Below are 19,984 nucleotides of genomic sequence, written 5' to 3'. Positions count from 1 at the left end.
CCTAAAAGTCTCCACACACCGCAAGCCAGACACATCCACCCAAAAAACAACACTTCGTCGGCCGATTCAAATGTAAAAAAGAATTTCAAGAACTCGCCGCAGTCCATGGTTCACCAACCCTCAGGAACCACGGCCATGAAATTCGCAAAATTCTGTCAATCCCTCTCCAACTGGGCCGGCAGCTCCAAAACGTTCCTGCTCGCCATCGCGCTGATCGGCATCTGGGCATGCACCGGGCCGTACTTCCATTACAACGACACCTGGCAACTGATCATCAACACCTCGACCACTATCATCACCTTCCTGATGGTCTTCCTGATTCAAAACACCCAGAACCGCGACAACGACATTCTGCATTTGAAAATTGACGAACTGCTCCGCGCCACCCACGAAGCGCAGAACGCGGCGCTTTGCCTGGACAAGCTCGGCACCAAAGAACTACGCGCATTGCGCGAGCAATACAGCACGATGGGGGAAAGCGAGCCGATGCAGATTCCGACGCCCGCTGCGCAGACAGATCAGCCGAGCGCATCGCCTTCTGCTTGACGCTGCACACGGATCAATGGGAGAAAGTGCATGCTTTGAAACATTGGGAAACAACTAGAATCAAGGACGACTCATGAAAACCCTGTTGTGTTTACTAATCGCCACGGGCGTCGGCACGGCGTTGCAATATGCCGGCGTGCCCCATGGCCTGCTGCTCGGCTCGATACTCGGGAGCGCGCTGATCGTCAGCCACCTGCGTTTCGCGCCTACCCTGCCCTTGGGCCTCGGCTACGTACAAGTGGTGCTAGGGATCGCCACCGGCCTGATGTTCAAGGCCTGGGACAGCCACACCGCCGCCGCGATGTTGCCGAGCCTGGGCTTTCTGTTTGTGTGCCTGGCGGTACAGATCACGGTGGCCGGTTTCTGGCTGTTGAAGATTTCGCGCTGGAACCTCAAGGACTCACTGCTGGCCGTCTACCCTGGCGCACTCGCCGCGGTGTTCGATTTGCTGGAGTCAGAGCGAGCGTCCGGCAAAGTGATCGTGGTGCACCTGGTGCGCTTGCTCTCGATCACGGTGCTGGTCAGTTTTCTCATCCCGGCGCAACCCAACCTGATGCTCGCCGAACAAGCCCCGCTGCTCACCGGCACCCTGGTGATCGTGCTGTCGCTGATCGCCTTGTGCATCGGCATCGGTCGCGTGCTGCTGCGCATCGGCGTCCCGGCACCGTTCATGCTCACCGCCATCGTCGCCACCGGCGTCTACGTCAAAATGGGCTTCCTGCCGGACTTCCAGATGCCGCCGTGGAGCGTCAACTTCGCCACCGTCATCCTCGGCACGCTGATTGGCTCGAAATTCAAGGATATCTCCCTGGCGGATCTGATCCGCCACGGCCGCTCCGGCGTGATGTCCGTCGCTCTGATGATCCTCATCGCCGCCGTGTTTGCCGTCGCGGCCTCGCGGGTGCTGGGCAGCGACCCGCTGTCGTTGTGGCTGGCCTACATGCCCGGCGCCATCGAAACCATCGCCATCGTCGCGTTCAGCGGCGGGCTGAATGTGGTGTTTATCCTCACCCATCACTTGGCGCGGATGGTGGCGCTGCACTTTGCCCCTGCGCTGATCGTCCAGGCACGGCGCTGGGGCGAGAGCGGCTCGTAAAAATCTCGAACTCCCGCGATATCAGTGCCTCCAATGATTAGGTCAATGGAGGTATGCGAAATGAACGATGAATCGAAAACAACCCCGAACGCGCCGCCAACTGATGCGTCGGGCAAACCGGTGAATGTGGTGGAAAGAGATCTTGAGGATGGGGACAGCGACACTCGTGGTGTCGATGAAACCATTACGCCCTCTTCGACCCGGGTTAAAGAGCAGGAGGCTGAGGAGTTGCAGCGTAAGGTCGATGAGATTGAGCGCAAAGTTGCGGATGGGAATTAGGCGAATACCTACCTGTGGCGATTGTGCTCACCTTTGTCTATCCACAAAAATGCCCGCTCACCGTCACCGGTTCAGCGGGCTTTTTGTGTCTTCACACCGGAGAAATCGTGGCGAGGACTCCGATCAATATGGTCAGCACCAGAAACCCACCCAGGAAAATCGCCATTCTAGCCATAAGGCCTCCTACCACTTGAGTTTGCGGCGCAACAGGCGCAGTGAGATGGGTTCATCTCAGGGCGGCCGGGCCGGTGCAGGCATTGTGGGCTTGGGGCTGATCTCGTAACAGATGCAGGTGGCGCGAGAAAATACGGATCAGATCGCAACCCCCCTTGTGGGAGCGGGCTTGCTCGCGAAAGCGCTGGGTCAGCCACTATTAATGTCGACTGACACGACGCCTTCGCGAGCAAGCCCGCTCCCACAGGGTTTGTGTAAATTTCGGGCAAAAAAAACCCGCTGGCCGTCACCGGTTCAGCGGGCTATTTGCTGCTTACATCACTTCAAATCAAACCGATCAAGATTCATCACCTTGACCCACGCCGCTACAAAGTCCTTCACAAACCGCTCCTTCGCGTCGCTGCTGGCATACACCTCCGCCAACGCACGCAATTGCGCATGCGAGCCGAAGACCAGGTCAACCCGGGTCGCCGTCCATTTCACTGCGCCTGTGTTGCGGTCGCGTCCTTCAAACGCTTCCTGCGCGTCCGACGTCGGCTTCCACTCCACGCCCATGTCCAGCAGGTTGGTGAAGAAGTCGTTGGTCAACGCCTCTGGCCGCTGGGTGAAGACGCCATGCCTGGTCTGGCCGACGTTGGTGTTGAGCACGCGCAGGCCGCCAATCAGCGCGGTCATTTCGGGCGCGGTAAGGGTCAGTTGCTGTGCCTTGTCGATCAACAGATGCTCGGCCGGTACGCTGTAGCGGGTTTTGAGGTAGTTGCGGAAGCCGTCGGCAATCGGTTCGAGGAAGCCGAACGATTCGACGTCGGTTTGCTCTTGCGACGCGTCCATCCGTCCTGGCGTGAATGGCACCGTTACGTTGTGGCCCGCGTTTTTTGCGGCTTGTTCGACGCCAGCGCTGCCGGCCAGCACGATCAGGTCCGCCAGGGAGATTTTCTTGCCGCCGCTACTGAACTCGCGCTGGATGCCCTCGAGTTTCGCCAGCACGTTGGCCAGTTGCTCAGGCTGGTTGGCTTGCCAGGACTTCTGTGGTTCCAGGCGCAGGCGTCCACCGTTGGCACCACCGCGTTTGTCGGAGCCACGGAAAGTGGAAGCCGCCGCCCAAGCGCTCGAGACCAGTTGTGAAACGCTCAAGCCCGAGGCCAGGATTTTGCCCTTGAGTGCGGCGATGTCGCTGTCGTTGACCACCTCGTGATCGAGGTCCGGAATCGGGTCTTGCCACAGCAATTCTTCGGCGGGCATTTCCGGGCCGAGGTAGCGTGAGAGCGGGCCCATGTCGCGGTGGATCAGCTTGAACCAGGCGCGGGCGAACGCGTCGGCGAGCTGGTCGGGATTGGCCAGGAAGCGCCGGGAGATCGGCTCGTAGATCGGATCGAAGCGCAGGGCCAGATCCGAGGTGAGCATCGTCGGGTTACGCCGTTTCGACGTATCGAAGGCATCCGGAATGATTCCGGAGCCCGCCCCGTTTTTCGGCGTCCACTGATGGGCGCCTGCCGGGCTTTTGGTCAGTTCCCACTCGAAACCGAACAGGTTTTCCAGGTAGTTGTTGCTCCACTTTGTCGGCGTGGTGGTCCAGGTCACTTCCAGGCCACTGGTGATGGTGTCGGGGCCTTTACCGGTGCCGAAACTGTTCTTCCAGCCAAGACCTTGTAGTTCGAGGCCCGCCGCTTCCGGCTCTGCGCCCACATTGTCGGCAGGCCCGGCGCCGTGGGTTTTGCCGAAGGCGTGGCCGCCGGCAATCAGCGCCACGGTTTCTTCGTCGTTCATGGCCATGCGGCCGAAGGTTTCGCGGATGTCGATGGCGGATCTGACCGGATCGGGCTCGCCCTCCGGGCCCTCTGGGTTGACGTAGATCAGGCCCATTTGCACGGCGGCCAACGGGTTCTCAAGGTTGCGGCCGTGGTCGGTACGGCTCTCCTCATTTTTGCCCGGCTCGGCTACCAGAGGACCGTCGCCCGGCGCTTCCACGGGAGGATTTGCCTTGTCGTAGCGGGTGTCGCCGCCCAGCCATTTAGTCTCGGAGCCCCAGTACACGTCTTCGTCCGGTTCCCACACATCGGGACGACCGCCAGAGAAACCAAAGGTCTTGAAGCCCATGGACTCCAGCGCCACGTTGCCGGTAAGGACAATCAGGTCAGCCCAGGAAATGTTCTGGCCATACTTCTGCTTGATCGGCCACAGCAGCCGCCGCGCCTTGTCGAGGCTGACGTTGTCCGGCCAACTGTTGAGCGGCGCGAACCGCTGCTGACCGGAACCCGCCCCGCCACGCCCGTCACCGGTGCGATACGTACCCGCCGCGTGCCAGGCCATGCGAATAAAAAACGGCCCGTAGTGACCGAAGTCCGCCGGCCACCAATCTTGCGAATCGGTCATCAGCGCATTCAGGTCCGCTTTGACCGCCGCAAAATCCAGTTTCTTGAACGCTTCGGCATAGTTGAAGCCCTCGTCCAGGGGATCGGACAGGGTCGAGTGCTGGTGCAGGATCTTCAGGTTCAGTTGATTCGGCCACCAGTCGCGGTTCGTCGTGCCACCGCCAGCGGCGTGATTGAACGGGCATTTCGATTCAGTTGCCATGTATGAGCTACCTTTGGTCGTGTTCATCCAGCTACCCGGCCCGGCCTGGGCCTGCAATAGCAATGAGCGAAATCAATGACATAGGCTGCTGGGCCAAGCAGTTCAAGCAACTGCTCAATGTGGCCACACGGGAATTCTAGAGTTTGGCGATCGATTCGCCAGCACGCGGGCCCACGGCAAGCCTGTGACGCTTTCTTATCTCTTTCATCAGGTATTGAGCGGCCAGCGTGCGCTGGCGCAACGGTAAGACTAGACCGTCTGGAGGGGACTGCTAATAGGCGCAGTGTTAGAGCGTGATAGGCGGAATCTTTTGAAGGGCAACTCAAGTGCCCCCCGGGTCAGACCCGAGGGGCGATCCGTCAGGCCGCGTTGGCTTCTTTCTTCAAACTGTTCATATCAATCACAAACCGATACTTCACATCGCCCTTCAACATTCGGCCATAGGCATCGTTGATGTCCTGAATGTTGATCATCTCGATGTCCGAAACAATCCCGTGCTTGGCGCAGAAATCCAGCATGTCCTGGGTTTCCTGAATCCCGCCAATCAACGAACCGGCCAGACTGCGGCGCTTGAAGATCAGGTTAAACACCGACGGCGACGGATGCGGACTGTCCGGCGCACCGACCAGCGTCATCGTGCCATCGCGCTTGAGCAGCCCGAGGAACGCGTCCAGATCATGCGGCGCGGCGACCGTGTTCAAAATGAAATCCAGGGTGTTGGCAAACTTGGCCATCTCATCCGGATTCTTCGACACCACCACTTCATCGGCGCCCAGACGCAAACCGTCTTCACGCTTGTTCGGCGACGTGGTGAACAACACCACATGCGCGCCCATGGCATGCGCGATTTTCACCGCCATATGCCCCAGGCCGCCGAGGCCGACCACGCCGACCTTCTTGCCAGGACCGACTTTCCAGTGATGCAGCGGCGAATACGTGGTGATACCGGCACACAGTAGCGGCGCGACGGCGGCCAAATTCGCGTCGCCATGGGAAATGCGCAGGACGAACTTTTCCTTGACCACGATATTGTCCGAATAACCGCCGAACGTGTTCTCGCCGCCAAACACCGGACCGTTATAAGTACCGGTGAAGCCATTCTCGCAATATTGCTCTTCGCCTTCCGCGCACGACGCGCAGTGCTGGCAACTGTCGACCATGCAGCCAACGCCCGCCAGGTCGCCCACTTTGAACTTGCTGACGTTGGCGCCAACCGCCGTCACGCGACCGACAATTTCATGCCCCGGCACCGACGGATACAAGGTGTTGTGCCACTCGTTTTTTACCGTGTGAAGGTCGGAATGGCATACGCCGCAATAGAGGATATCGATCTGCACATCATCGGCGCCCGGGGCGCGACGTTCGAAGGTGAAAGGCTTGAGCGAGTCCTTGGCGCCTTGCGCGGCATAGCTGTAAGTCTTGGTCATTGCGATCGCCTTTTTGAGTCGGATGTTGAATACCAGAGGAGTAGCGTAGTGACTGAATCGTTCAAGTGGATGACAGAGGTGGATGGTTTGATCGAAGAACGTCGGGAAGTCTTGGCGACTGGATTGCGCCGTGGTGCGTACAGGGTACGACTTGGGTGGGCATGACCGATGACTGCATTCTGCTGAATTCTTGCCTAATCCCGCTGAACTGGATCAGCAACCGCGGCTCGACAAAAGTAATGGCTAATTAGTAGCATGCACGTCCCAACGGAAGAACACCCTGCTTCCAGATCACGGACGAACACCCATGAACAAAAGTGGTTACCTTTGCCTCGCCTTCATGATTGCCGTAGGCGGCATGAGCTTTTTTCTTCAGCCTGAAGCCGCGTTGGCGTCCATCGGCGTGATTGCGCTGTTTTCCTTCGGCTACTTCGTCTTCTACCTGATCAGAAACAACCTCCATCACGGCATCATCAAAAGCCTGCTGCTCTCGGTCCTCGTCATGGCCCTTGGCGTGATTCCGGTGCTGGGCTGGATCGTCATCATCGGCTTCGTGATCTACAACATTTCCAAAGCCCTGGACGGCCTGAAAAGCCTGATCCCCGACGTGCTCGCCAGCCTGGTGATCTACGGATTGCTCGGCGCACGACTGGCCTTCGACATCCGCGACCCGATGGCCATCGCCCTCATCGCCGGCCTCTACCTGATCGCCTCGATACTCTACTGCCGCAGCCTCAACGGCCTGTCCACCGAACACGCACTGTTCAAAATGAGCGTCATGTGGCTATCCATCCCCTTCGCCGCCCTCACCATCATGTCCATCGTATCGGCCCTGGGAAACCTGTTCCGCACCGTCAGCTCCACCATCACCCGCACCGTCCTCTCGCCACAAATGGTGTCAGCGCATATGCGCGCTGGCATCCCCGTCGAGGCCTACATCCGCAATGTTCCCATGACGGCGACCAGCACCGTGACGAACATACTGCCAGGCGCGGGTGTCATCACGGCAGGCGTGACGGGCGAAGTTGCGCAGAATTTGAAGAAAGAAAAGGCGTGATGAGCGCGCTGCTTAATCGTTTTTATAGGAAACCGTACGCATGATGTTGAAGAAGCTTGAAACACCGCTGAACAAGTTGGGATTTGTGGTGTTTTGTTTGTCGGTAATGTTGTGTGTTTTTGCCTTTTTGGTGACTTACAGAACCTCTCACCACTACGACAGTTATTGGCTGGCGCATTTAGTGCTTGATCGGTCGTATGATTGGCAGCAATCGGTTTTCAAGCTTGGGTTGGCTGGGGCGGCGTTTGGGGCGACGTTGGCTTGGAATTATTTGGCGTTGGTAAAGCGGGTTTATCATTGGGTTTGGAAGGTTTGAGAGAACGCTAAGTAGCTAGACGATCGTGATTACAAGAAGCAATCGCTTTTTCAAATCACATCGGCACGAACTATAGCACCAGCAACAATACAGCCTCCCCCCATGAGCACAACCATGAACCAAAATAAATTAGATCCGGAACATCTCATTGCACGCGATATAAACTCCTACCTTGAGATCATATTCCAGCTTTCAAAAAAAAATAGTGGTGCGAGATGTTACAGGGGACAATCGAATATTGCGTGGAAACTAAAGCCATCCGTAATGCGCGACCTCAGGAGTGGCGCAGAAAATCAGATTCTTAGCGAACTGCTGGTTGAAGCTCCAAACGAATTTGGATCTGATAAATCGATGTTCGACAAACTGGTAAGAGCACAGCACTACAGCTTACCCACGCGACTCCTCGACGTTACACTTAACCCGTTAGTCGCTCTATATTTTGCTTGCGAGGGAAATGAAAACCGCAAAAACAGTGGACAAGTTCAAATATTCGATTTCACAAAGACACGCGTGAAATTTGCAGATAGCGACACAATCAGTATTATCTGCAATCTATCTAGGTTGTCCGATCTAGAAAGGACCAAGATAAAAGAAGAATATAACAAACACAAGAAACAAACCCCTTGGACTGACAAAGAATTAAACACTTTCAGAAACACTGAAGAAATACAGAGACTTATGCAATTTGTTAAAGCCGAGAAGTCCTATTTTCTCGACAAAGTCAAACCAGTAGATCTATTCAGATATTTTTTTGTATACCCATCAAAAAACAACAAGCGGGTCATTGCTCAGTCAGGTGCATTCATTGCTGCGGGGCTTCTCGAGTACAATGCTCCTGAAAACTCGGCTGGTATTAAATTAAAGACAATCACCATTCCTGCCGAGTCCAAAATCGACGTTATCAAGCAACTCGACACTCTCAACATAAACTCCAGAACAATGTTTCCCGAAATTGAATCTACATCTAACTACATCAAGAAAAAATGGAGTCTTTGACACGAACAAAGCGTGTTAGCAAAACTCCCACATGATTAGAATACGCACACGAACTACTATTAAATAACAGCACAAAAAAGCCCACTGACCGTCACCGACCAGTGGGCTTTTCCAATCAGGCTTTTAGTTACAGAGCCATATCACTAGCAGCATTTGCCTTCGGAGCCTTGCCAGCATCAGCAGGCGCCGGAGCAGCAACCGGAGCCTTCAACTGCGGAATCGCCGGTGGCGGAGTCAGTTGCAATACCTTGGCGGTATAAGCCCACTCCTCAGCCACTTTAGCAGGATCGTTGTTCAGTTGAGTGCCATAGCTCGGCACGATCTGATGCAGCTTCTCCTGCCACGCAGGTGAAGCAACCTGATCCTTGAAGACCTTTTGCAGCACGGTCAGCATGATCGGTGCAGCAGTCGATGCGCCTGGGGAGGCGCCCAGCAGGCCAGCGATCGAGCCGTCAGCCGATGCAACAATCTCGGTACCCAGCTTCAGCACGCCACCGGCAGCTTCATCACGCTTGATGATTTGCACGCGTTGGCCGGCTTGCCACAGGCGCCAGTCTTCGGCTTTGGCGTTCGGGAAGTATTCTTTCAGGGCGTTCATGCGGTCTTCGTCGGACAGCATGAGTTGGCCAGCAAGGTACTCAACCAGTGGGTATTCCTTGATGCCGACTTTGGTCATCGGCCAGATGTTGTGGGTAGTGGTGCTGGTCAGCAGGTCCAGGTACGAGCCTTCTTTGAGGAACTTGGTGCTGAAGGTCGCGAATGGGCCAAACAGGATCACGCGTTTGCCGTCCAGGACACGGGTGTCGAGGTGCGGAACCGACATTGGCGGTGCGCCAACGGAGGCTTTGCCGTAGGCCTTGGCCAGGTGTTGTTCGGCGATGGTCGGGTTTTCGGTCACGAGGAACGAGCCGCCCACCGGGAAGCCTGCGTATTCCTTGGCTTCAGGAATGCCGGACTTCTGCAGCAGGTGCAGTGCACCGCCGCCCGCGCCGATGAACACGAACTTGGCGTCGGTTTCGGTTTTGGTGCCGTCTTTCAGGTTTTTGTAGCTGACGCGCCAGGTGCCGTCGTCGTTCTTGGTGATGTCTTGCACTTCGCTAGACAGTTTCAAGTCGAACTTCGGTGTGGCTTGCAGGTGCGCAACGAACTGGCGGGTGATTTCGCCAAAGTTGACGTCGGTGCCGATCGGCGTCCAGGTGGCCGCGATTTTCTGGTTCGGGTCGCGCCCTTCCATCATCAGCGGAACCCACTTCTTGATCACAGCCGGGTCTTCGGAGTACTGCATGCCGGCGAACAGCGGGCTCGCTTGCAGGGCTTCGTAGCGTTTTTTCAGGAACTTGATGTTGTCATCGCCCCACACGAAGCTCATGTGCGGAGTGGAGTTGATGAACGAACGCGGGTTCTTCAGAACGCCTTGCTGAACCTGCCACGACCAGAACTGACGGGAGATCTGGAAAGCTTCGTTGATTTCAACGGCTTTCGGGATCGACACTTTGCCGTTCTCGTCTTCCGGGGTGTAGTTCAGCTCAGCGAGGGCCGAGTGACCGGTACCGGCGTTGTTCCAGCCGTTGGAGCTTTCCAGGGCGACGCCGTCGAGGCGCTCGACCATTTCCATCGACCAGTCCGGTTGCAACTCATTGAGCCACACACCCAGGGTCGCGCTCATGATGCCGCCGCCAATGAGCAGCACATCGACTTTCTTTGCCTCTTCCGCGTGAACGGACGTGATCCCCATCGACAAAGCCAGCCCCAGCAGGGCCGTGTTGAGTTTTTTAAGCATCTGTAGCACCTATGATAAACGCCATCCGCCCTTCCATCCTCACGTGTAAGGCCCCTGGTTCACGGCACGCAGACAGCATGTCGTGGGTTCCCGCACATCAGGATTGGAGGGTGGGCACACAAGGCCGACGTGTCTCCATCGACCTCAGTTTAGATGTCCCTCTGAACTGACTTTTTATCATTATTGGCTTCAGCTACTTGAGCGACATGGATCCTGTTTGCACGTCTCGAGAACGTGCGAACTGAATTGGTCAAAGCAAGTTGGGGCGAAGAATATCACGACACGGCAAACCCGCGCGTCTGTTCGCGACTTGGTGGTCGGGGGTTGGGGTGTGATTTTTTGGATTTGAGGTGTCTGGGCGGGCCTCTTCGCGAGCAAGCTCGCTCCCACAGGGGATCACATTTCAAAATGTGGGAGCGGGCTTGCTCGCGAAAGCGGCCGAACAAATACCATCAAACCAAGGGCCCTAATAGCGCCCGCAAACTCAACGCATTCCCCAACGCAAAGCCGCTCGCTGTGTTATCAAAAATGCACCAGGTCTCGGCCCCCGCCTGCGCTGACAGTTGTATCTTCGCCGCCAACACCTGTAATCGACTCACGTCATAGTCGCTGTAGTAAATCCGTGGCGAACCATGCAGCCGCCAATAACGCACCCCGGACCATCCCCCCGGCGTGGTGCCACCAGTGATCGGCGAGGGGTCGGCCGCGACCCGCCCGATTCTGTGTTCGATCAGTAAACCGTTGGCTTCACGCCAGGTTTCATGGCGGGGTTCGAGCACCGCCGTGCCCTCGTAACGTTGGCGCAGCATCCGGAAAAAAGCCGCCGCCGTCACAGGGTCATAGGCGAGCGACGGTGGCAACTGGATCAACAGACAGCCCAACCTGTCGCCCAATTGTCTGCATTGGGCAAGGAACTCGTCGAACAAGGCTTCACAGTTCTGCAGGCGCTGAACATGGGTAATGAGCTTGGGCAGCTTGACCGAAAAGCGAAACACCGACGGCACCGATTGCGCCCAGCGCAGATAGGTTTGTGGCTGATGCGGGCGATAGAACGAGCTGTTGATTTCAGCCGCCATCAGATGCGTCGCATACCGCTGCAAGTGCGTGCCCGTATCAGGAAACAACGCCCCATATTCCCGGGGCACACTCCAGCCAGCGGTGCCCACATAAACCGATCGCGACACCGGCCTAGGTTCCACCTCCCAAACCCGCAATCGCACTGGCAAACGCAACCCCCGCCTCGCGTACCAACACCCGCCACTCCGAGCCATTGATCAGCCCGGTGCGTTCCATCTCATCCGCGGCCTTCAGCAGTTCGTCGTAGTGTTCTTCGCTGTCCATACGGATTTCGGGCTGGCGCAGCAATTTGTACCAAGCGGCCAAGGCTTCCTGCTTCGCGTCATCACTCATGGTCGTGCTTCCCTGGGTCGTTTTCCCTTGGAAGTGCTGAGATCAAGGCCCGTTCCTCGCTCCCGACAAATGGCGATACGCACCCGAAACACGCTCTGCCTTATCCGCAAAATATCTGCTAAGTTGTACGACGACTGACGAATTCAATCAGTCTCGACCACCCACAACAACAAGGAAACACCCATGCAAAAAGCCAAATTAGTGATCGGTTTTCTATGTCTCTTCAGCGGCTACGTCGCCGCCGCCCCGGCGACCGCCGAGAAAGACGTGGCACAAGCCGTCGACCACCTGACCCAAGCCATGCTGCACAAGGACATTCCCGAACTGCAAAAGCTGACCGCCGCCAAGCTCAGCTACGGGCATTCCAGCGGTAAGGTTCAGGACAAGGCAGCCTTTATCGCGGATATCGAAACCGGCAAAAGCGCATTCAAGACGCTGGAGATGCAGAAGCAGACCATCACCCTGTTGGGCGATACGGCGCTGGTGCGCAACCACTTCTCGGCGCAAGCACTGAATGGCACGGAAGTGGTGCCGACCGAGATCGAGAACTTTCAGATTTGGCAGAAACAGGGTGGGAAGTGGTTGTTGATTGGGCGTCAGGCGTTTCGTATCTGATGAGGTTGATGGGCTCGGCCGGGTGTGCGGCAGAGCGTTGGAATAATGGTTGTCTGGTCTGACGCCTTCGCGAGCAAGCCCGCTCCCACAGGGGATTTGTGCACGCCACAGATCCAATGTGGGAGCGGGCTTGCTCGCGAATAGGCCAGGCCAGACACCTCAAAACTCTCAACTGCCCAAATGCCCGGCAACCCACCGCTCCAGCGTCACCACCTCAATATTCTCTTCAGCATTAAACGTCCCCGCCTTATCCCACGCCACGCCCCTGCCCTCGGCAAACACCAACCGATACTTGCTCAGTTGATCATCCGGCCGCTTCGCCAATTCAGCCGTGAGCATCGGCACACTCCACGGCACACGCGACAACTCGCGAGCCAGTGCGGATTCCACCACGTCTGCCAGTTGCCCATAGGTGATCGTGTCGCCGGCCACGTAAACAACCCGGTTCGCAAACCGTGGCTGGGTGAACAGGATCCTGGCGGTGAGCAGGCCAATGTCCTCAGGCGTGGTGATGGTCAATCGAGTGTCCCAGTCGCCTAACGCATGGACCGTGCTGTTAGCCAGATCGACCACGCCAAAGGACGGTTCGAACAGGAAACTGGTGAACATGCCGGTTGAAATGATCACCCATTCGATACGCTGTTGAGCACGCAGCAGGTGGCGCACGTGCAGTTGTTCATCAAACGTGTCCTGCGCGCTACCAAAGCCAATCACGTCGTAATCCACGCCGAATTGCCATGGGAAATAGCGGCTGACACCGGACTCGATGGCGGCTTGCGTCAGCTTGGTTTGAGTGCCTGGCCCTGCGGCGAATCCGACGCAACTGACCACCGTATCGAACGCCGCAAACAGCGCCGCCAATTCGCTGACCGAATCCGTCGCGATATCGCCCGCCAGGGTTTCAATGCCCAGTGCTTGCAGCTCGGACAGTTGCGCGAGACGGCTCGGGTCTTGTGTCTCAATGGCCGAAGCGCGCAGCAGCACAGTGATCTTCGCGCCCGAGCCCTGGGCGGATAATTCGCGCATCACGGCCATGCCCAGTTCGCCGGCGCCAAGCACCAGAATATTCCGCGAGTCGGTGTTTTGGTTGTTGCCCATCGTGTGACTCCTGATCGCCAGATGACTGAAATTCAGCAATCATGCTGGCACCCTTCGACGCCGCGCATAAGTAGGCACACGGGTGATACCGGAGAACCGAGTGGACATTTCAGACATCATCAAACGGTCGCAAGTGGCCTGCGAAGCGCTGAGTGCGGACGATGACGGACTTAAACGCGAGGTGCTCACGCATGCCGGCAATCGCTGGTCGCTAGGTATTGTTTATGCCTTGGGCGTGGCCGGGCCGTTGCGTCATGCAGAGATTGGCCGGCGTATGGCAGGCGTGACCCAGCGCATGTTGACCCGCACGTTGCGAACGCTGGAGCGTGATGGGTTGGTCTTGCGCCATGACTACCAGGAAGTGCCGCCACGGGTGGAATATGAACTCTCCGTGCTGGGTACCGGGTTGTTGGAGAACATGATTCCGTTGTGGGATTGGGTGATGGGGAATGCCGAGGGTTTTCGGGCGGCCAGGGCTGATTATGCAAAGGGGATCAAGTCAATTTGAGCGCTAGGGTGTCTGGGCTGACGCCTTCGCGAGCAAGCCCGCTCCCACAGGGAATTTATGGGCGCCACAGATCCCGTGTGGGAGCGGGCTTGCTCGCGAAGAGGCCCTCCCCCACACCATAAAACCCCGACAACCTCAAAGCCTGAAGCGATCCACCGACTGCGACAACTGCCCCGCCAGCGTCGACAACTCATCCGTCGTTGAAGCCGTGCGCCCGATCACTTTGCTATTGTCCTCCGACATGCCGGCAATCATCTCCACTTGGTGGGCGATTTCGTTGCTGGCCAGGCTTTGCTCGCCGATGGTGCGGCTGATGTCGTTGACCAGTTGCGTGGTGTTCAACGTGGCTTCGAGAATCTCACGGATGGCACGCTCGACATCCGCGGTCACGGCCATGCCTTTGTCGACCTGGGCCACGCCGGCCTCCATGCTGGTCACGGCCTCGCGAGTGCTTTGCTGGATACGCGCGACCATCGCGGCGATTTCCTGGGTGGAGGCGCTGGTGCGGCCCGCCAGGCTGCGGACTTCGTCGGCCACCACGGCAAAACCACGGCCCTGCTCACCGGCGCGGGCCGCTTCGATCGCCGCGTTGAGCGCCAGCAGGTTGGTCTGATCGGCGATGCCCTTGATCACCTGGATGATGCTGAAAATCCCCTCGGACTCCTTGTCCAGCGTGCGAATCACCTGGGCCGACTGCTGGGCCGAACGGGCGATGCCGTCCATGTCGCTGACCACCTGATGAATCACCTTGCCGCCGTCCTTGGCCAATTCTTCGGCCTGGTTGGCCATGTTCAACGCACGATTGGCGTGGCGGGTGATTTCCTCGATGCTGGCGGTCATTTCGCTGGCAGCGGCGGCCATGGTGCTGGCGGCGACGCTTTGTTGCTGGCTGCTGCCGGCGACTTCATGGCAGCCGTTGCTCAATTGCTGGCTCATGCCACTGACACCGTGGGCGTTGCTGCGCACCACTTCGATCATGCCGCGCAGGTCGCGTTGCATGGTCGCGAGGGTGCGGATCAAGGTGCTCGCCTCGTCATGGCCGGTAGGCTCGATGATCGGCTCGCTCAGGTTGCCGTGGGCGATGCTGTCGGCAATGCGACTGGCCGTGCGCAACGGGCCCATGATGCTCAGGATCACCCAGCGGCCCTGGGCCAGCAGCAACAGCAGGCTGGCGACGAGGACGCTGCCGAGGGCGATGTTGGCGTGCTTGATGGCTTGCTGCGTGCCTTGGCTGGCCAGTTGGGTGTTGGTTTCGATCAGCTCGCTCACCGCTGACATATCGCCTTCAAGCTGGGTGAACACTGCATTGAATGAGCTCAACTGCTGCTGCGCGGCATCCGGGTTTTCCAGCGCCAGCCCAACGATGCGTTCGGCGCTGCTGATGTAGGTATCGAGGCTTGGCTTGACCTTGTTCAGGCCCGCCATGATGGTGGCGTTGACCGGCAGCTTGAGGTTTTCCCCCACCACCTCACGAAAACGCGTCGCATGTTCTTCAATAGCACTGCGCACCTCGGCCTTGCTGCTGGTGCTTTTGCTCAGCCCGACCAGCATGGCCGACAGCACGTCAGCGCGCAGGGCGTCGTGCATCATGTCGGCCTCGAGGTGATTGCGCAGCGCCGCCATGCTGACCTCGCTGTCGTTCACGGCATGGGCCACGTGGGTGTTTCCCACATAACTGACCAGACTCATGATCAAAGCAGTGAGCAGCCCAGTCCCCATCAAGAGAAGTAAACGCAGTTTTATGGACACTTGTTGTTCCCCTGTGGACGCTTGAAATGGCGGCTCTGAAAGGTTATCGACCTCGCCCTGTGGTTATTTAAGCCTATTTCCGCCCGGGTGTTGGTTTAGGACCAACGGCGTACTGTGCCCAAGCAGGAGCTGCCGAAGGCTGCGATCTTTTGATCTTCTCTCTTAAACGCAAAATCAAAAGATCGCAGCCTTCGGCAGCTCCTACGCCATTACGCACACAGCATTGAACTCCTGAGCCTTGTCGCACCTCCTAAGTAATGTGTTACTTCCTTTTCGCTTTACGCTGTTGGAGGACGACGCCATGCGCCGCATGCTACTCATTACTTCTCTGATATTGTGCCTGCCCATCGGGTCAGCCCTGGCCGTGAGCGGCAAGGATGTCGCGACCTCGGCGGGGGTTTCCGCTTCGCTCTATTCCACCTTCAAAGACCACAAAATGGTGATTCCAGCCCGGGATGACGTCTCTGCATTCGTTGCCAGTGACGGGGCGATTCGCGGGGTCTACATGGAGGCGGTGTTGCAGCAGATCCGCCAGGATAACCCTGGACTCAACGCCACCGACGCCGACCTCGCCAACGCTATCCTCGTTCAGTACGAAGGGCCGGCCGCTCACTAAACATCCACGATCACTCGCGTAATGACAGGGGCAGGCTTGAATGGATGCCTGCCCTGGGAACGTGCGTGCCGACGCTGGGCAAAACCGCTCACGGGCCTCTATGATTGGGCCCATGACGACCTCGGCTCCGATCCGCTCACCCTGCCCTCCCGGCGCCTGCATTTGCGGGCGTGACCCGTTGCTGGAAACACCCGGCGCGGACCTGCGCATCCTGTTCCTGACCCGCCAGGAAGAAAAACGCCTGCTGGATCGCCTGGAAAACCTGCAAAGCCTCGCCGATCTTGAACGCCTGCAAGTGCGGATGTTTGAACAATTGGGTGTTCGCGTTGAACTGGTGCCGAGTTTCAATGAGGTGCGGACCATGCGCGGTATCGGCATTCAAATCGAAGAACTGCCGGGCCTGTGCCGCAAGACCCGCGCCGCGATCCCCGCTGCGATTCGCCGAAGCCTGGAAAAACGCCCGGAGATCGCTTACGAGCTGCTCAACGCCAACGACTTGTTGCGCGATGCCTGAACGCAAATCCCTTGTGGGAGCGGGCTTGCTCGCGAAGACGGCGGCTCATGCGACATCGATGTTGGATGTGCCGGCTCCTTCGCGAGCAAGCCCGCTCCCACAGGGGCCTGCGTGAAGCAGTGATCACCCTTATGCCCCGGCGTTTCTGAGCTACCGTTATCAAAAAATAACGAGTTCTCCCACGGAGCATCCATCACCATGAACCTGTCCCGAAACGTGTTTATCGGCACCGCGCTGGCCAGCCTGTTGCTGGTCGGCTGTACCTCCAAAGTCACCGATAAAGAGCAGTACTCGGGCTTTTTGCCCAACTACAACAACCTCCAGGAAGTGACCACCCCCAGCGGCGAGAAAGCCATGCGCTGGGTCAGCCCGTCGTGGAATCCCAACGCCTATGACACTGTGGCGTTTATGAAGCTGGAGCTCTATCCGAAGCCCAAGCCCAATGAACGGGTCGACCAGCGCACCCTGGAAGAACTGCAGACCTACATGACCAACAGCGCCAAGGGCGTGCTCGGCCAGAAATACCGCGTCGTGCCGAGTGCCAAAAAGGCCCCGGCGGGCTCGAAAACCCTGGTGGTGCGGGCGGCGATTACCGGGGTCACTGCGTCGAACGAAGGCATGCAATGGTATGAAGTGGTGCCGGTCGCCGCAGTGGTGGGCGGGGTGAGTGCCGCGTCCGGCCATCGCAGTCAGGACACCACGCTGTTCCTTGAGGCCGAGTTGGTTGATGCCAGCAACAACCAGATCATGGCCAAAGTGGTCCGCAAGGTGTTTGGTGAACAATTGAAAAACTCGAGCGAGAAAATCACCACCAATGACTTCAAAGCGGCGATCAGCAAGCTGACGGCGGATTTGCAGGCGTTTATTCGGTAGCAAACAGTCAGATAGACCACGTTATCGTTCTTCGCGAGCAGGCTCGCTCCCACAGTGATTCGCGGTCATACACAAAATCTGCGTTCACAGAAGATCCCTTGTGGGAGCGAGCCTGCTCGCGAAGGCGGAGTGTCAGTCAGCATCAATATTGACTATGCCGACCCCTTCGCGAGCAAGCCCGCTCCCACAGGGAATCGGCGTCGGACACAAAACCCGCATCCGCTGAAGATCCACTGTGGGAGCGGGCTTGCTCGCGAAAGCGAAGTATCAGCACAGAATATGGATCTGTCTCCCCACTACCCCAGCATCGCCACCCACTGCCCCGGCGTCATTCGAGTGACCATGATCAACACGATGATGAACATCCCGAGAAACCCCAGCACGCCCATCCAGAACCACTTTCGGTAAACAACAGCGTACTCGTCGGCCAGCCCCAACCCTGTTTCCACCGCGCTCGACGCCAGCACCTGCAATCGCTTTTGCAGCACCAGCACCGGCAGCCACAGCGCCCCGGTGCAGAGGAAGATCACCAGCGCCGTCAGTACCCATTCCGTGGTCAAGGGCAGCCCGCTGAGTTTCACCAATCCATACCCGGTGAGGATTTGAATGAAGCCGGCCGGCGTGGTGATCCAGGTGTCGAACCGCACCACCATCCGCGCCACGTGAGCGATCACCATTGGATTGGCCGTGCGGCTGGCAGCGATCAAATACAGGTAGGAGCCCATGCCGAAGCCGAACAGGAATATCGCGGCGATGATATGGGCGTATTTAAGGCCGAGGTAGAGCATGTTCAGCCCTGCCCGTCAGAAAAAACCACGGACATTTGCAGGTTGTCCGGGTCGTTGATGGCGGTCATGTACTCATCGACGCTGATTTCACCGACACACGGCCGGGCACCGGATGCGGGCACATAGCCCTGGAGCATTTTCGCCGCCAGGGCGACGGCGGCGCAGCTCGGGATTTGCGGGCCCTTGTCGTTGAACGCGGTGAGTTGCACGGTCATGGACAGCGGTTTGTCATCGACACCGAGCCCGTGGACATCGATGTACATCGCACTTTTTCCATCGCCGAAACCTTCAAACCAGGTGCCCCAACGATGCAACCGGGCCGCCCATGGCGCGTGGTCGCGAATCAGCCCCCTACGCAGCGCCTGGGCCAGCAGGTAGTTGGCTACGCCACCGAGCTTGATCCCCGAACCGGCCCGGAATCGCAAGGTGTGCGCACCATAGCGGCTGGCGAAAATGTCCATGTCCGGCACATCGACGTTGGCCAGCACCCGCGTCCCCATCTGCGGCATCTTGCGCAGGGTCAGGTCCTGCCAACCGAGCACGTCGTGCACCTGACCGTTCTTGAGCTGTTTGATCGGTTTGCCGGCATAGGCCAGCACGCCGGCGACGGTGGACAGCCCCGGCATCTTCGCTGAGGAAGAAATGCCGTGCTCGATCGAATCGATGCGCTTAAACCGAAACCGGTGCTGATCGATGATCGCCGACGATAACGTCGGCACCGAACTGCACCCGCTGAGGACCGCCACGCCTGCGCTTTTGGCCCGAGCATCCAGCACAGAGATAGCGTTGACGAAGGTGCGGCAGTCGGCGAGGTCGCAGTAATTCACACCGGCGTCGATGCATGCCTCGGCCACCGCATAAGATTGCCCCTGGAACGGGCCGCCGGTGTGGATGACCAGTTGAATGCCCCGCGCGTCCAGGGCGGACTTGAAACCGGCCCCCATCGCATCGCAGCACCAGCCTTCGCAGGTCCTGCCGGACAAGGCTTTCAACGCTTCGACCTGGGCCGCCAACTTGCGCGCATCGCGCCCGGAGATCACCAGATCGATGCCCGGCATCACCACCAAATGCCGACACACAATGCTGCCGAAGTTTCCGTAGCCGCCGATCACCATTACCTTGAGTGTCATGTGTTACATCCCTGAATCATCTTCTCGACCGAAGCGCGATTCTAAGGGATCGAATGAGTCGGCAGGGGTGGTTTTTTTTCGGCAGATAGACCGCGTTATCGTTCTTCGCGAGCAGGCTCGCTCCCACAGGGGCCGCGGTCGTACACAAAACCCGCTTCCACTGACGATCCCCCTGTGGGAGCGGGCCTGCTCGCGAAGGTGGAGTGTCAGCCAACATCCATTTTGAATGTGCCGGCCTCTTCGCGGGCAAGCCTCGCTCCTACAAGGGATCGCGGCCGTACACAAAATCCGCATCCACTGACGATCCCCTGTGGGAGCGAGCTTGCTCGCGATGGCGGTGTCTCAGCCAACATCCATTTTGAATGTGCCGGCCTCTTCGCGGGCAAGCCTCGCTCCTACAAGGGATCGCGGCCGTACACAAAACCCGCATCCACTGAC

At 58.1% G+C, this 19,984-nt stretch carries 20 protein-coding genes; 11 read left to right on the top strand and 9 right to left on the bottom strand.

Going from position 1 to position 19,984, the window contains the following annotated elements; all coding sequences use genetic code 11:
- Window positions 1-135: 135 nt before the first annotated feature.
- The 3 genes from HB680_RS14405 to HB680_RS14395 all read left to right on the top strand — a co-directional run bounded on the left by HB680_RS14405 (window position 136) and on the right by HB680_RS14395 (window position 1,921).
- On the top strand, window positions 136-546 hold the full coding sequence (locus HB680_RS14405) for a low affinity iron permease family protein (protein ID WP_213939296.1): 411 nt from the start codon (window positions 136-138) through the stop codon (window positions 544-546).
- A 73-nt stretch (window positions 547-619) separates the two neighbouring features.
- Window positions 620-1,642, top strand: coding sequence for an AbrB family transcriptional regulator (locus HB680_RS14400; protein WP_213939295.1), 1,023 nt, complete (start codon window positions 620-622; stop codon window positions 1,640-1,642).
- A 60-nt stretch (window positions 1,643-1,702) separates the two neighbouring features.
- Complete coding sequence (locus HB680_RS14395) at window positions 1,703-1,921, top strand: hypothetical protein (RefSeq protein WP_213939294.1); 219 nt, start codon at window positions 1,703-1,705, stop codon at window positions 1,919-1,921.
- Between the two features lie 492 nt (window positions 1,922-2,413).
- Here the strand turns inward: HB680_RS14395 and katG are convergent, their stop codons facing one another.
- Both katG and HB680_RS14385 read right to left on the bottom strand, forming a co-directional pair.
- The gene (gene katG / locus HB680_RS14390) at window positions 2,414-4,669 is read right to left on the bottom strand and encodes a catalase/peroxidase HPI (protein WP_213939293.1); all 2,256 of its coding nucleotides are present in this window, start codon (window positions 4,667-4,669) and stop codon (window positions 2,414-2,416) included.
- 359 nt (window positions 4,670-5,028) lie between these two features.
- Window positions 5,029-6,096: an NAD(P)-dependent alcohol dehydrogenase gene (locus HB680_RS14385; RefSeq protein ID WP_213939292.1), complete on the bottom strand. Its 1,068-nt coding sequence runs from the start codon at window positions 6,094-6,096 to the stop codon at window positions 5,029-5,031.
- A gap of 307 nt (window positions 6,097-6,403) precedes the next feature.
- Here HB680_RS14385 and HB680_RS14380 point away from each other — a divergent pair, with 307 nt between their 5' ends.
- The 3 genes from HB680_RS14380 (at window position 6,404) to HB680_RS14370 (ending at window position 8,465) form a co-directional block, all read left to right on the top strand.
- Complete coding sequence (locus HB680_RS14380; protein WP_213939291.1) at window positions 6,404-7,153, top strand: hypothetical protein; 750 nt, start codon at window positions 6,404-6,406, stop codon at window positions 7,151-7,153.
- A 40-nt stretch (window positions 7,154-7,193) separates the two neighbouring features.
- A complete protein-coding gene (locus HB680_RS14375; RefSeq protein ID WP_213939290.1) occupies window positions 7,194-7,469 on the top strand; it encodes a hypothetical protein in 276 nt (91 codons plus the stop codon).
- Between the two features lie 114 nt (window positions 7,470-7,583).
- Window positions 7,584-8,465: an FRG domain-containing protein gene (locus tag HB680_RS14370; RefSeq protein ID WP_213939289.1), complete on the top strand. Its 882-nt coding sequence runs from the start codon at window positions 7,584-7,586 to the stop codon at window positions 8,463-8,465.
- Window positions 8,466-8,592: 127 nt separating this feature from the next.
- Here the strand turns inward: HB680_RS14370 and mqo are convergent, their stop codons facing one another.
- The 3 genes from mqo to HB680_RS14355 form a co-directional block, all read right to left on the bottom strand.
- Window positions 8,593-10,245 carry a malate dehydrogenase (quinone) gene (gene mqo, locus HB680_RS14365; protein WP_213939288.1) on the bottom strand — a complete coding sequence of 551 codons (1,653 nt, stop codon included), beginning with the start codon at window positions 10,243-10,245 and terminating at the stop codon, window positions 8,593-8,595.
- 452 nt (window positions 10,246-10,697) lie between these two features.
- Window positions 10,698-11,429 (bottom strand): DUF72 domain-containing protein, encoded by a 732-nt coding sequence (locus HB680_RS14360; RefSeq protein ID WP_346657392.1) that lies wholly within the window; start codon window positions 11,427-11,429, stop codon window positions 10,698-10,700.
- A gap of 4 nt (window positions 11,430-11,433) precedes the next feature.
- Window positions 11,434-11,655 carry a hypothetical protein gene (locus tag HB680_RS14355; RefSeq protein WP_213939286.1) on the bottom strand — a complete coding sequence of 74 codons (222 nt, stop codon included), beginning with the start codon at window positions 11,653-11,655 and terminating at the stop codon, window positions 11,434-11,436.
- Window positions 11,656-11,838: 183 nt separating this feature from the next.
- Here HB680_RS14355 and HB680_RS14350 point away from each other — a divergent pair, with 183 nt between their 5' ends.
- Window positions 11,839-12,270, top strand: a complete 432-nt coding sequence (locus HB680_RS14350) for a nuclear transport factor 2 family protein (RefSeq protein ID WP_213939285.1) — start codon at window positions 11,839-11,841, stop codon at window positions 12,268-12,270.
- Between the two features lie 168 nt (window positions 12,271-12,438).
- On the opposite strand, the gene HB680_RS14345 is transcribed toward HB680_RS14350, so the two are convergent.
- Window positions 12,439-13,368: an aromatic alcohol reductase gene (locus tag HB680_RS14345; protein WP_213939284.1), complete on the bottom strand. Its 930-nt coding sequence runs from the start codon at window positions 13,366-13,368 to the stop codon at window positions 12,439-12,441.
- A gap of 100 nt (window positions 13,369-13,468) precedes the next feature.
- On the opposite strand from HB680_RS14345, the gene HB680_RS14340 reads away from it, so the two are divergent.
- Window positions 13,469-13,876, top strand: coding sequence for a helix-turn-helix domain-containing protein (locus tag HB680_RS14340; protein WP_346657391.1), 408 nt, complete (start codon window positions 13,469-13,471; stop codon window positions 13,874-13,876).
- Between the two features lie 135 nt (window positions 13,877-14,011).
- On the opposite strand, the gene HB680_RS14335 is transcribed toward HB680_RS14340, so the two are convergent.
- The gene (locus tag HB680_RS14335; RefSeq protein WP_213939283.1) at window positions 14,012-15,625 is read right to left on the bottom strand and encodes a methyl-accepting chemotaxis protein; all 1,614 of its coding nucleotides are present in this window, start codon (window positions 15,623-15,625) and stop codon (window positions 14,012-14,014) included.
- A 301-nt stretch (window positions 15,626-15,926) separates the two neighbouring features.
- On the opposite strand from HB680_RS14335, the gene HB680_RS14330 reads away from it, so the two are divergent.
- The 3 genes from HB680_RS14330 to HB680_RS14320 all read left to right on the top strand — a co-directional run bounded on the left by HB680_RS14330 (window position 15,927) and on the right by HB680_RS14320 (window position 17,628).
- Complete coding sequence (locus HB680_RS14330; RefSeq protein ID WP_213939282.1) at window positions 15,927-16,241, top strand: DUF2388 domain-containing protein; 315 nt, start codon at window positions 15,927-15,929, stop codon at window positions 16,239-16,241.
- A 112-nt stretch (window positions 16,242-16,353) separates the two neighbouring features.
- Window positions 16,354-16,755 (top strand): hypothetical protein, encoded by a 402-nt coding sequence (locus HB680_RS14325; protein WP_213939281.1) that lies wholly within the window; start codon window positions 16,354-16,356, stop codon window positions 16,753-16,755.
- Between the two features lie 198 nt (window positions 16,756-16,953).
- Entirely contained in the window at window positions 16,954-17,628 is a 675-nt protein-coding gene (locus tag HB680_RS14320; RefSeq protein WP_213939280.1) for a DUF3313 domain-containing protein, read from the top strand.
- 296 nt (window positions 17,629-17,924) lie between these two features.
- Here HB680_RS14320 and HB680_RS14315 read toward each other — a convergent pair whose 3' ends face one another.
- Both HB680_RS14315 and HB680_RS14310 read right to left on the bottom strand, forming a co-directional pair.
- Window positions 17,925-18,416, bottom strand: a complete 492-nt coding sequence (locus HB680_RS14315) for a DUF2269 domain-containing protein (protein WP_213939279.1) — start codon at window positions 18,414-18,416, stop codon at window positions 17,925-17,927.
- 2 nt (window positions 18,417-18,418) lie between these two features.
- Window positions 18,419-19,546: a saccharopine dehydrogenase NADP-binding domain-containing protein gene (locus tag HB680_RS14310; protein ID WP_213939278.1), complete on the bottom strand. Its 1,128-nt coding sequence runs from the start codon at window positions 19,544-19,546 to the stop codon at window positions 18,419-18,421.
- Window positions 19,547-19,984: the final 438 nt, after the last annotated feature.

The sequence above is a fragment of the Pseudomonas sp. dw_612 genome (genome assembly GCF_018449725.1).
Taxonomy (GTDB): Bacteria; Pseudomonadota; Gammaproteobacteria; order Pseudomonadales; family Pseudomonadaceae; genus Aquipseudomonas.
The sequence above is the reverse complement of the archived record's forward strand: the minus strand, read 5'-3'. Positions and strand labels throughout refer to the sequence as shown.

Excerpts from the sequence above, each read along its gene's own strand:
- HB680_RS14405 (WP_213939296.1), top strand. The coding sequence starts at position 136 with ATGAAATTCGCAAAATTCTGTCAATCCCTCTCCAACTGGGCCGGCAGC.
- HB680_RS14400 (WP_213939295.1), top strand. The coding sequence starts at position 620 with ATGAAAACCCTGTTGTGTTTACTAATCGCCACGGGCGTCGGCACGGCG.
- HB680_RS14395 (WP_213939294.1), top strand. The coding sequence starts at position 1,703 with ATGAACGATGAATCGAAAACAACCCCGAACGCGCCGCCAACTGATGCG.
- katG (WP_213939293.1), bottom strand. The coding sequence starts at position 4,669 with ATGGCAACTGAATCGAAATGCCCGTTCAATCACGCCGCTGGCGGTGGC.
- HB680_RS14385 (WP_213939292.1), bottom strand. The coding sequence starts at position 6,096 with ATGACCAAGACTTACAGCTATGCCGCGCAAGGCGCCAAGGACTCGCTC.
- HB680_RS14380 (WP_213939291.1), top strand. The coding sequence starts at position 6,404 with ATGAACAAAAGTGGTTACCTTTGCCTCGCCTTCATGATTGCCGTAGGC.
- HB680_RS14375 (WP_213939290.1), top strand. The coding sequence starts at position 7,194 with ATGATGTTGAAGAAGCTTGAAACACCGCTGAACAAGTTGGGATTTGTG.
- HB680_RS14370 (WP_213939289.1), top strand. The coding sequence starts at position 7,584 with ATGAACCAAAATAAATTAGATCCGGAACATCTCATTGCACGCGATATA.
- mqo (WP_213939288.1), bottom strand. The coding sequence starts at position 10,245 with ATGCTTAAAAAACTCAACACGGCCCTGCTGGGGCTGGCTTTGTCGATG.
- HB680_RS14355 (WP_213939286.1), bottom strand. The coding sequence starts at position 11,655 with ATGAGTGATGACGCGAAGCAGGAAGCCTTGGCCGCTTGGTACAAATTG.
- HB680_RS14350 (WP_213939285.1), top strand. The coding sequence starts at position 11,839 with ATGCAAAAAGCCAAATTAGTGATCGGTTTTCTATGTCTCTTCAGCGGC.
- HB680_RS14345 (WP_213939284.1), bottom strand. The coding sequence starts at position 13,368 with ATGGGCAACAACCAAAACACCGACTCGCGGAATATTCTGGTGCTTGGC.
- HB680_RS14330 (WP_213939282.1), top strand. The coding sequence starts at position 15,927 with ATGCGCCGCATGCTACTCATTACTTCTCTGATATTGTGCCTGCCCATC.
- HB680_RS14325 (WP_213939281.1), top strand. The coding sequence starts at position 16,354 with ATGACGACCTCGGCTCCGATCCGCTCACCCTGCCCTCCCGGCGCCTGC.
- HB680_RS14320 (WP_213939280.1), top strand. The coding sequence starts at position 16,954 with ATGAACCTGTCCCGAAACGTGTTTATCGGCACCGCGCTGGCCAGCCTG.
- HB680_RS14315 (WP_213939279.1), bottom strand. The coding sequence starts at position 18,416 with ATGCTCTACCTCGGCCTTAAATACGCCCATATCATCGCCGCGATATTC.
- HB680_RS14310 (WP_213939278.1), bottom strand. The coding sequence starts at position 19,546 with ATGACACTCAAGGTAATGGTGATCGGCGGCTACGGAAACTTCGGCAGC.